We start from the raw sequence: 12,119 nt of genomic DNA, 5'->3' as shown, positions 1-12,119 counted from the left end.
TAATGGATTGAACACACTCTTGCCGAATGACTGGCTAGCCGAGACCCGGCTAAATGCTTGCTTTGATGAGGCTGGGCAGGAAGTTGGCGGAAGGGAACGCGGTTTCAATATATGGACCGCAAAATGAATGCTCGGGGTCCGAATAATGCGGTGACGGTCGAATAATGTGCGGTGTAGGTCGAATAAACGGTCGAATAAAGTATAGTGTAGGACCAAAAACTGCTTCGGCTGAAACCACTGAGACGTTTTTTCAATAAAAAACTGCAGGCAAACTCGCTTTTCTTCGAGTTTGTCTACAGTCTGATAAATTAACTCTAGTGAACATTTTTTAACTTTTAGATAAATACTGGTCCATCATATCCTTTGGTACCATGCTCCCGCCGGTCGCCCAGATGATATGTGTGGACTGGTTCATTTTATCCACCAGTTTTTGGTCCACGAGATATTTCTTTCCTTCTGCAGCTTTAAAAAGTTGTATCGGACCGAATGCTCCTGCAAGGGCAGATGGCTCTAAATAATAACCTTCCGTCTCTGCCATTCCCCTGAGCAGATCGAATAACATTTTATCCTCTATGGTAAAGCTGCCGCTTAACATGGTCGTCATCATACGGGAAACCAATGCTGAAGGCCTTCCGACAGCAAGACCATCCGCTTCCGTCTTATTATCGATGCCAAAGTCCTGCACCATGATTTTGTCATGAAGGCCTGTCATCAATCCGAGCGTCATGCATGGTGAATGTGTCGGCTCTGCAAAAAAACAATGTACATCATCTTCAAAGGCTAACTTGAGCCCATATGTAATACCACCGGGCCCGCCGCCGACTCCGCATGGCAAGTACACAAACAAAGGGTGATCTTCGTCTACTGGTATGGACATATCTTTCAGTTGTTCCTTCAGGCGCGTTGCAGCTGTCGCATAACCTAGCAGTAGATCCATTGAATTTTCATCATCAATAAAATGGCAATCGGGATCAAGTGATGCTTCATTACGGCCTTCTTCTACAGCTTTACTATAATCATCATCATATTCCTTTACAATGACTCCAAGACTTGTTAATTTATCCTTTTTCCACTGTTTGGCATCTGCCGACATATGGACCGTTACTTTGAATCCAAGCTTAGCGCTTATTATTCCAATACTCATTCCTAAATTGCCGGTTGAACCGACTGCAATCGAATATTTTGAAAAAAGCTCTTTGTATTCATCACTCGCAAGTATTCCATAATTATCAGTCCGTTTTAAACCACCATGCTTCATTGCTATTTCCTCAGCACGTTTTAAGACCTCATAAATACCTCCGCGAGCCTTGATGGAACCTGATATTGGTAAATGACTGTCACATTTCAGCAAAAGTTTCCCAGCCATTTTAGTTCCATAGGATTTTTCCAAGTTTTTTTGCATGGAAGGAATCTCGACTAGTGGTGATTCAATGATCCCCTTCAGTGGTTCGGTTTCTGGAAAGGCTTTAATTATATAATTGGCAAATCTATTTAATCTTGCTTCAGCAGATTTAACTTGTTCAGCTTGGACGATTGGGTTTTCTTGCTTGTTACCGTAATCTGGATTCGTCCAGAAGACTTCGTTCATCTTTATCACATTATTAAGTATAGGATCTTTCGCTTTCCAATCCATGATCGATAAGCCTGCGATTTTATGCATCTCCACAGCAGTCCCTCCCGGAAATGTAGTTTTCATCATCTACTATAACTCAACAAACTGCAATAAAGATTACAATTTTCACTTTTTTACGAATAATCAGCTTAGAAAGTCAAATTCACTTTTAATTTCCCTCGCACACTATTAATAAACCAAATTTCCTCAGCGTTATTAAGGTCAGCCTTTGAAATGGGTTTTTCCTTGATTTCCTTCTTCCTGATCAAGTCTTGACGAAATGTTCCAGCAAGCAGACCTGCTCCCACCGGAGGGGTATAGAGGTCACCATTTATCTTCACCACTACATTTCCGTTCGTGAATTCAGTGATGAATCCTTCTTCATTCCAAAGCAAAACATCATGGAAGTCAGGATTATTCATTTGAAAGCCTTCATATACATCACGATTGGTGGTCTTATGAAATAGAAATGGATTTGCACTTGATATTGGAGTTTCAGCCAAGATAGCCGTAAATTCTGAATCAAGGGGCTTGATTGCTTGTCCAGAGACTTCAATTTCACCATTTTCATGTAGTAATACCCTTACCTTTTGTAACGTCCCTTGATTCATATCCGCATACTTTTGGAGTTGATCTCTAAGATTCATTTCAGGGAACCGGTAATCGAAGTAATCAGCGGATTGTTTCATCCGATCAATATGATCAGTCAACAAATAATATTCGCCATCGCTGAGCTTCATCGATTCCAATAGTTTGTAAGCAGGCCTTTCCACCGTCAATAATTTGGCTTTTAAAAACGCTTCGTCATATTCTTCCGATAGCTCGGAATCCCAAGTGATTCCCCCGCCTACCCCATACTCGGCTTTCCCAGTTTCGTTATCGATCACGACCGTACGAATCGGCACATTAAAGACTGCTTCGGATTCAGGTGTGATGAACCCGATTGCACCGCAATAAACTTCACGTGGTGAATTCTCGATATCAGCGATGATACCCATCGTTTTAATTTTAGGTGCCCCTGTTATCGATCCACAAGGAAAAAGAGCCTTGAATATATCAATGATTGTTGTTCCTGGATTCGTATCGGCCGTAATCGTGGATGTCATTTGCCAAACGGTCGGATATTTTTCAATTGCCTTAAGCTGTGGAACCTTGACGCTTCCTGGTTCTGCAATCATTCCCAAATCATTTCTGAGCAGGTCTACAATCATGTAGTTTTCAGCTTGATTCTTTTCCGAGGCTGCTAACCAGTCTGCATTAAGCTGATCCATTTTCAGTGTCGTTCCCCGCTTTACCGTTCCCTTCATTGGCCGAGTAATCAGCTGACCATCTTCCCAACGGAAAAACAACTCGGGTGAAGCCGATAGGATTCTATGTGTCCCCACATTCAAATATGCACTATAGTTCGAGCGTTGAGCTCTCTTCAAGCGATCAAAGAAAGCTAAGTCATCTCCTTCGAACTTGGATTGCAAACGCATCGTGTAATTGACTTGATACGTATTGCCTTTCTCGATTTCCGATTTTATCCTTTGAAACCCGGAATGATAGTTATGTGAATCCGTTTCTGATTGCCATTCAGCTAAATTAAAAGCCCCTGTCATTTTTTCAGGTAATTCTTCTTCCGGTTTATCGAAAATCCCGAACCATAATAATGGCATTTTGGCTCCATCTTTTACTTTGAAAGATTTTTCAAAAGCAGGTGCCGCTTCATAGGAAACGTATCCCGCTGCATAATGCCCCTGTTCTATCGCTTCCTGGACTTTTTGGAATTGGGGAATGACATCCTCAATTGAATGGGCGGTGAACACTTTTTTCGGGTTCGTAAAATATAGAGGCCTGCTGTCACCTTGTTTATCTGTGAAGTGAAATATTAGGGATAAAGGATCTTCTCGTTTCATTCTTCTCTCCTAACTTTGTTTATGAAGTAAATCGGTATGTATTTTATAAAAAAGCTTGCAGACACGGAATCTGCAAGCTCATTCTTTGACACTTATTTCATTCCAGTAACCTCTGCAATGATTTCATAAGAACGAAGGCGTGCAACCTGATCATAAATGGCAGAGTTTATAATCATTTCGTCCGCCTGTGTTTCATTTAAAAATGCCTGCAACTGCTCTTTTACCTCTTTTGGATTTCCTATGATGGAAGCGTTCAGCTGCTTCATGACAATGGCCTTTTCATATTCTGTCCAAAGGCCTTCCATTGTATCAACTGGAGGAGCAAGTTGACCGGGCGTGTTCCGTATCAAATTCAAGAACTGCTGTTGATAAGATGTAGCAATCCTTTGCGCTTCTTCTGTAGTATCAGCTGCAAATACATTGATACCAACCATGACATAAGGTTTATCGAGAACGTCGGATGGTTGGAAATTATTGCGATAACGGGCTAAAGCTGGTTGAGTATTTTCAGGGGAAAAATGGCTTGCAAATGAAAATGGCAATCCCAGCTGAGCTGATAATGCTGCACTGAAGCCGCTTGAACCAAGCAGCCAAATCGGAATGTCCTGTCCTTCTCCAGGGATGGCGCGAACACGATTATGTTTAGAATCCGCATCTAAATAACTGCGGAGCTGCGCCAATTGTTCAGGAAAATCCTGACCGTTATTACGTACATCACCCCGGAGAGCCATGGCTGTATATTGGTCGCTTCCCGGAGCACGCCCCAGCCCTAAATCTATTCTACCAGGATACATTGCTTCCAATGTACCAAATTGTTCTGCGATAACGAGCGGTGCATGATTCGGCAGCATTATGCCACCAGAACCGACGCGAATTCTTTCCGTCTTTCCTGCCACATAGCCTATAAGCACTGACGTTGCAGAGCTTGCAATCCCAGGCATGCTATGATGTTCTGCAACCCAGAAACGGTTATAATTCCATTGCTCCACATGCTTGGCTAAATCTACTGTATTTTTAAAAGCTCCCGAAACTGTACCACCCTCAACAATAGAAGCTAGGTCCAGAACGGAAAAAGAAATGTCGCTAAGTTTTTTTTCATGTTGATCAGCATTCATATCTTCATCTTCTTTCTTTCAATTATGATAAATTGGACGCAAAGCCATCATATAGAAAATGCACACAAAATGCACACAAAATGCTCGAACGGATTAACCGTTAAGAACTTCCCGTGCAATCAAACGAAACGAATTAAGCCTATCCTCCACCTTATGAGTGATGGTTATCAGCATGATTTCATCTGCTTGATATTTCTCCTGAATCTCGTATAGCCGATACTTCACTTGTGAAGGGGTACCAAAAATCAGTTTTTCATGCATGGTTTCCATCAGTGCTTTTTCTTTTTCAGTCCAATCATGGTTCCTTACCTCTTCTATGCTTGGAACCTGCTTTCTTTCACCTTGTCCACTTTGAATTTTCCATAGGATGTTGCTAAGGGCGATTTCTTTCGCATGTTCCTCCGTTTCTGCGCAAATGGCCGAAACCGTAACGATTGTTTTAGGTTCTTTAACCAACCCTTTTGTTTGAAAGTGTTCACGGTACTGATGAAAGCTCTGCACTCCATCATTTTCACTCATGAATTCACCAAATGCGTATGCAGTACCATTCTCAGCGGCAAGTTTTGCGCTTTTCCCGCTTGTTCCCAGTATCCATGGTTCAGGCGGCACCTTTGGGATAGGAGCAGCAGAGACATTTGAAAAGGGATGTTCTTTCGGAAATTCATCTCTTAGAAAATTCAACAGTTCTTGAACTAGGTCAGGCATTTTGTAAACATTCTGAAGAAAATTATCGGATAATGCCATCGTTGCTTCGGCAGATCCACCAGGAGCCCGCCCGATTCCCATATCAATCCGGCCAGGAAAAAGTGTAGCTAGCATATTATAAGTCTCTGCTATCCGGTATGGCTTATAATGTGGAAGCAGCACTGCCCCTGCACCAATCCGGATATTTTTTGTTTGTGCACCAATATAGCTTATCAAAACCTCTGGAACGGAACAGGCCAATCCCGGGAGATCATGATGTTCAGTTAACCAGATTCTACTATAACCAAGTCTATCTCCTTCTTGTGCGAGTTGCAGTGAAGCCTGCAAGGCTTCTTGTGCTGATTGTCCTGATGCAATTGGGGATTGATCCAAAATGCCAAGTTTCATTTTGTTACCTCCTTTCTAGTCTTTCGTAACTTAATGGTAAATCATAACTAGTCGAAAGTCGCCTGAAACGCTTGCTTTGTTATTTTAGTTTGCAGCCTTTAGCAAAAAATATAAGGAGTTGAATTCAAATTGGGGAGTATGGAGCCATTATATATTCTAGCGAGGTGTTTGTTTTAATATATTAATGACGGCAGGTAGATCAAGGAGTTATCACTTTATTCTATCGAGGTCTTTTTAAGTATATATATGTAAATGAAGAAAAGCCCTTATTAAGGGCCTTTCCCGAGCTATTCACTTTTTTTGAATTGAGATAGTAATTCATCTGCCATGATTTTAGAATCCAAACGAGCCGATATATATGGAGGCTGGACCCGATTATTGGACTCTACGGGCAAACCTAGCCAGACAACTCGTTTATCCAAGATGATAAACGAAAAGGAAACAGGTGAACAAATAAATTGATCAGAGTGGATATCAGGGTTTCTTTTTGCTGAAATGATCGTCAATTTCACTGCAGGGTTTCGTTTCATTAAATATTGCTGCCATTCTTCTGACAAACTGTTCAAATCCGGAACAGCAAAAATCATCTCTTGTTTTGTTGATTCAATATCTTCCTGAAAGTCCCCCAATTTACGGGCATGCATCCATTGTAATCTCGGATGCTGATGTTTAACCCATTTTCCAATGTCTTTCTTTGATACAATCTGATCATTTTGAATTTGATGATCGACAAGCTGACGAAGTGTTTTGCTGCGATAAACGTGTTTGTTAACAAATGAAGTGTCACATACATGTACGAACTTACCCTTAGTCCTTGTTATGGCCACGTTAATGAGCCTTTCACTTTCTCTCCCTGTCAATAACATTCCAGCCCTGTTTTGCGGATAACTATCAACTGTGTCAAAAATCATCATCTCTCGTTCACTTCCCTGGAAACGATGTACAGTTGCAGCGATGATATCCGCCGTTTGCCGTTCTTTGTCATATAAGTCATCCAATAGTTTTTCCATCAAATCTGCCTGGGCACGATATGGGGCGACATAACCAATTGACCTTGCCCCGCCCACATAAGCTTCATGAATCAGTTGAAAAGATAAAAGCAATTGCCATATATTCATTCTCGAGTGGGATGTCCGTTCAGTGATGCAATATTCCCCTGCTAAGCTAGTATCGAGCAGTGCCGCTGCCTTATTGGCAAATGGTTCCGCCAGCATTATTCCCTCCCTGCTGGTCGCAACACTTTTGTGATCGCCAACAAAATTGTTATAGACGACACGATTAGTGAATGCTGAAATATCCGGATGCATGCGGCGCTGTTCCTTTAATAGGAATAAATGACGATGAAGTTCTCCTTCTTCAACAGAATGGGCGACACCAGCCCGATGAAAAATGTCTTCCTTCAGCCAAAGTTTCACTAGGGAATCACGAGCCGAAGCAATAGGTGGCAATTGTTTGAAATCACCACAAACGATAATATGCTTGGCTAACGCTGCCGCAAAAGCCACCTGAGGTACGTATGCCATACTCGCTTCGTCCAAAATGACCAGATCATACTCCTTTTGATAAACCGTTTCATCATTTGCGGCTTTAGCCAAAGTCGTCCCGATGACTTTGGCTTCTTTTACGAATTGAATCTCTTTTTGGCGGATTTTCTCCAAGACTTTCGCCAGCTTTTTCTCTATCTCAATTAATTGATCTGTATCCCTTTTACTGAAGGACCCTGCCAAGTCATGCTTTAACAGACGTTTCTCTTCGCCAAGCTCTTCTTTTTCTTTAATTAATGTCGGTTCATGTTTACCTAATAATTGCCCTGTAACAATATCATCATGGATGGCTAGTGATTCACCGATTTGAGATCCATAGCGTAGCACATCGCCTTCTTTGAAACGATCTTTCTTTTTAATGAATGACGAAATTTCAGCCATCAAAACATCGACAGCCTGGTTGCTATGGGACAAAACCAGAACTTTTTTACCCTGTAAATAATGATTGGCTACTGTACGAGCCAATGTATAGGTTTTTCCTGTTCCAGGGGGTCCCCAAACAAAAGTGACAGGGTTGAATTTCGAGCGGGCATATAATTCTTTCACGCTGCTTTGTTTTTCAATTAAAGGATGTTTTTGCGGCATGGACGGATCCATCAAGCGCTTGATCCGAAGCCTTTTCCTTTTGCTTCTCTTGATTTCATCCAAGCGGATGATCAATTGCTCCAGCAATTCCCAGGGGTCGTGGTATAAAAAGGCTTCATCAATCATATCGCCTAGCGAGCGATCAAAAACAATGATTATACTTTTCCCTTCCGATGAGAGGATTCTTCCCTCCTGCTTAATCCCTCCCCATTCCAGTCGAACGAGGGAACCGACAGGGATTTTTATCGATGAACCTGTTTCGAAATAATAGTTGAAAGAATCGTCACCTGTAAGCAGATGGCCGTTCGAAACCAGGTATTTTGTGCTGCCATATTTTTTTAAATGCAGGATTTCAAGTTGAAGCGCCTGCTGCCATTCTTTTATATAATTAACTGTCGAATTCATTTTTCACTTTCCTCACAAAATATGCCATTGAAGTACAAAGAAACTGGCCCATTGGCTAGGCTCCGAAGTAGAAAATAACGCTATTACCAAGACTTTTTCGCGCATTACCTGTTTCTTAAGCATATAAAATAAGGCCCAATCAATAGATTGGGCCTCTCCTACGCCAATGTTTTAACTATAGCATTTTTTATAACATCATACCATGGGCTCTTTTGGAAGAAATGGTTTAGATTAGCCTTCTGTCAACTCAGTGAATTGGTCGACAAGATCGCTGAAAATCTTCATTGCGTTTTCGATTGGATCAGGTTTAGTTAAATCTACGCCTGTTTTCTTAAGCAGCTCCAATGGGAAATCGGAACTCCCGCTTTTCAAGAAGGTCAAATAACTTTCAAGTGTTTTTTGGTCCCCAGAGAGGATCTTATCAGCGATAGTGATGGCTGAAACGTAACCAGTAGCATATTTGTAGACATAAAACGGACGATAAAAGTGTGGGATGCGTGACCAGCCGTACTTCACTTCTTCATCGAAAATTATTTCATCTCCATTATAAGCACGAAATATCGATTCATAGGCGGTATTAAAAACCTCGGCATTTAGAGGTTCATCATTTTCAGCTTTTTCATGTACGATCTTTTCGAACTCCGCAAACATCACTTGTGTGAAGAATGTTCCTTTAAAACTATCTATGAAATGGTTAAGTAAGTGTTTTTTCTTCTGTACGTCTTTTGTTGTCTTAATTAAATAGCGAATTAAAAGGATTTCATTCACTGTGGAAGCAACTTCAGCGACAAAAATTGAATACCCAGCACTTATTTGCGGTTGGTATTTTGAGCTATAGTATGAATGCATGCCATGTCCAGATTCATGTGCAAGTGTAAATACACTGTCTAAATCATCACGGTGATTTAATAAGATGAAAGGGTGAACACCATAAAGTCCTAAATTGTAAGCACCTGAACGTTTTCCAGGTGTTTCCCTAACGTCGATATATCTTTTTTCCTTAAAGGTTTTCAGGATTGTGATATACTCTTCGCCAAGAGGTTTCAGTGCCTCCACCATCAAAGAAAAACCATCATCGTAAGAAATCTCCCCTTTAGCGCCTTCGACTAATGGGATGCTCAAATCATAGGCACGCAATTCTTCTACACCCAGCAATTTTTTTCTTAAATGAATGTATTTATGCATGGGTCCGATATTTTGCTTAGTAGACATAATCAAATTATCATATACCTCTTTTGGAACTTGATCTCCAAATAAGGATTTTTCCAAGGCAGATGGATAATTTCTTAGTTTTGAAAGGTTCACATTATTCCTGATTGCTGTGGAAAGTGTGGAAGCAATTGTATTCTTCAATTGTACATATGGCTGATAATAGGCGAAATAAGCCTCTTTTCTTTTATCGCGATCATCGTCTTCAATCAATTTGGAATACATTCCCCTTGTCAGCTCTACCCTCTCGCCGTCTTCATTCGTAACCTCCCCAAATTTTATATCAGTATTGTTGATCATCCCGAACGTTTTTTGTGGAGCTGAAAAGGCTTCGCCTATTTGGGAAAGCACCTCTTCTTGTTCTTTCGTTAGCACATGGGCTTTATAACGGAAGGAATCCAGTAGATCCTCTTCAAAATATTTCAAACCCTCGATTTCTTTTATGTACCCTTTTAATGTGTGTTCTTCCAGGCTCAATAGAAACGGCATGAAAAATGCAGAAGCATTACTGACTTTCTGCCCTAACTTACCAGCTCGATCCAGTAATGCTTGTGATGAGGTTACCCGAGTATCCAAATCCGCTTGCAGCATGGCAAATACATATAGCTTGTTATAAATGTACCCAAGTTCCTCACTTAATCGTAAATACTCGAACAAATCTTGAGCTGACTGAATATGCCCATCATAAGTTTTTAATTTTTCTGTCATCTTCAGGACTTCTTGATAATCTTTTTCCCAATTAGACTGATCATCGTAAATATCCTTTAAGTTCCATGTTTCTTCTATTTTTATTTCGTCACGTGATTTAAACGTTTGCAAATTGTCTGCACTTCCTTTCATGCTTATAGTCTTACCCTTTATTATAATCGACTTTCAGAAAAATCTGCATAGAAAAACCAGTATGCTAAAAATACATACTGGTTTCCCCTTTTAATAATTAGAATTTTGCTGCAGTTTCAGCAACTTTCGCTAATCCTTCTGCAACGATATCCTGTGAGCGATCTGGGTATTGATTATGTCCCTCGATTACGACTGTTTCTGGGTTTGTTATGCCCCATAAGTTTAAATTCATCGTTACGTATTTCTCTGCCATTTCGCCAGCATCCATCCCAGGCAATGCATAATCGGATCCGCGCGCATTAAGTAAAGCCACTTTTTTACCTCCAGCTAAGCCGACAGGGCCTTCAGCTGTATATTTGAATGTTGTTCCCGCTTGAGCAAGATAAGAAATATAAGTTACCAATGGTGCCGGAACCGTTGCGTTCCATAGCGGGAAGGCAAATACCACTTTATCGGCAGCAAGGAATTGATTCAAGTATTGTTGCACGATATCGGCAATCTCCACTTCTTCTTCAGTCAATTCAATGCCTTGGTTGCGTTTATATAGGGCAGTAATTGCAGTATTTCCGTAGTAAGGTAAGTTCAGTTTAAATAAATCCAATTCAGTTATTTCATCGTTACTATTTGCTTCTTTATATGTGTTCAGAAACGTTTCATACATTTTGACACTAATAGCTTGATCCGCTGGGCGGTCATTTGATTTAACAAATAATACTTTAGACATTGTTATTCCCCCAATTGTTAATTTTGTATGTTTTTATAAAAATAGCATTTAATCCATATATCTCGAATTAACTGCAATTGCTACTTTCACATTATAAAACTGAAAATCCAATAAGGCAAGAAATATGTTTTTTATTTTCAAATGTCCATTTCAGGAATTTGCACGAATGGATTTTTTATCCCCACGCCTTCTATGTAGACGCGAAAAAAACCGAGAACAATTTGCCCTCGGTTAAGTTAACTCTTTATGATGGAATGGACACTTACCTTTAATCGGTTCTATATCATCCCCAATGAAAAATTGTTTCCATTCATTATGATTTACATCTCCAAAGTGACTGATATCAGGATGTTTAGGGAGATTATCCCATTTCTCCACTCGTTCCCGAACCTTTTCACGCGACATGATTCCGCCTTTTTCCGTTCCTTCCAAGCCTTCAAAGATCATCCGGGGCTGGAATCCAAGTACAAGGCTATTTCCTAAATCGCGGGTTTTACGCTGTTTATAAGCAGGTGCATTACCAAAGACAAAGATTGGTTCCCCTGCAAAATGATAGTCCCATAAATAATGCTCGGGATCTTTCGGCTTTTCAATTGGCCAAGGTTTTTCATCCGCTTTATGAAGGTATTGCAGGATATCCCAAAACCTTTTACGGTAAAATTCTATATCACCCTCTATCGATTCAGGCTCCATAAAAACGAAAAGGCCGTGCCTGATATATGGTGGTTCCTGAAATAAATCAAGAAAGCTTTCCACTGCTTTTGGGAGATTGGACCAATCTTTCTGTGTGATATAAGCATAACGAAGTTCCCCTTTATTTTCAGCTTTCATACCAAAATAACAAGGAAAGGTTTTATCGGTCACTGTATTATGAAATGTTTGATATTCCTTGATTAGCCATTGCGGCACTCGATCGGGATTTGTCATGTCTTCTTTTGTTAACAAACTTGAATTAGCAGTCAGCATCATTTTTCTCCTTAAATCGTTTTATTATATGTTACCCGCTTTAAATAAACTAAAACTTCTTCGGAGCGCAAAGCAGCCCAATAAGGTGCACCCTATATAATTACTTCTTTATTTAAGAGTTTATGACTT

General features: G+C 40.5%; 8 protein-coding genes. All 8 read right to left on the bottom strand.

The genetic code is table 11. The features are described from left to right. Positions 1 to 328 precede the first annotated feature (328 nt). The 8 genes from dsdA to V3595_RS17980 all read right to left on the bottom strand — a co-directional run bounded on the left by dsdA (position 329) and on the right by V3595_RS17980 (position 11,990). Positions 329 to 1,660, bottom strand: a complete 1,332-nt coding sequence (dsdA, locus tag V3595_RS18015) for a D-serine ammonia-lyase (RefSeq protein WP_485908662.1) — start codon at positions 1,658 to 1,660, stop codon at positions 329 to 331. Positions 1,661 to 1,761: 101 nt separating this feature from the next. Then, positions 1,762 to 3,510: an aminodeoxychorismate synthase component I gene (gene pabB / locus V3595_RS18010; RefSeq protein WP_485908630.1), complete on the bottom strand. Its 1,749-nt coding sequence runs from the start codon at positions 3,508 to 3,510 to the stop codon at positions 1,762 to 1,764. Positions 3,511 to 3,602: 92 nt separating this feature from the next. Continuing rightward, on the bottom strand, positions 3,603 to 4,625 hold the full coding sequence (locus V3595_RS18005; protein WP_485908629.1) for an LLM class flavin-dependent oxidoreductase: 1,023 nt from the start codon (positions 4,623 to 4,625) through the stop codon (positions 3,603 to 3,605). A gap of 93 nt (positions 4,626 to 4,718) precedes the next feature. Then, a complete protein-coding gene (locus V3595_RS18000) occupies positions 4,719 to 5,717 on the bottom strand; it encodes an LLM class flavin-dependent oxidoreductase (RefSeq protein WP_485908628.1) in 999 nt (332 codons plus the stop codon). A 287-nt stretch (positions 5,718 to 6,004) separates the two neighbouring features. Further along, positions 6,005 to 8,251: an AAA domain-containing protein gene (locus V3595_RS17995; RefSeq protein WP_485908627.1), complete on the bottom strand. Its 2,247-nt coding sequence runs from the start codon at positions 8,249 to 8,251 to the stop codon at positions 6,005 to 6,007. A gap of 231 nt (positions 8,252 to 8,482) precedes the next feature. Beyond that, positions 8,483 to 10,279, bottom strand: coding sequence for an oligoendopeptidase F (pepF, locus tag V3595_RS17990; RefSeq protein ID WP_485908626.1), 1,797 nt, complete (start codon positions 10,277 to 10,279; stop codon positions 8,483 to 8,485). 118 nt (positions 10,280 to 10,397) lie between these two features. Further along, a complete protein-coding gene (locus V3595_RS17985; RefSeq protein WP_485908661.1) occupies positions 10,398 to 11,039 on the bottom strand; it encodes an FMN-dependent NADH-azoreductase in 642 nt (213 codons plus the stop codon). A gap of 216 nt (positions 11,040 to 11,255) precedes the next feature. After that, on the bottom strand, positions 11,256 to 11,990 hold the full coding sequence (locus V3595_RS17980; RefSeq protein WP_101225402.1) for a YqcI/YcgG family protein: 735 nt from the start codon (positions 11,988 to 11,990) through the stop codon (positions 11,256 to 11,258). Between the last annotated feature and the right edge of the window lie 129 nt (positions 11,991 to 12,119).

The sequence above is a fragment of the Bacillus sp. CFBP9009 genome, assembly GCF_036541465.1.
GTDB lineage: Bacteria > Bacillota > Bacilli > Bacillales > DSM-1321 > Peribacillus.
This window is presented reverse-complemented; position numbering and strand designations above follow the sequence as displayed.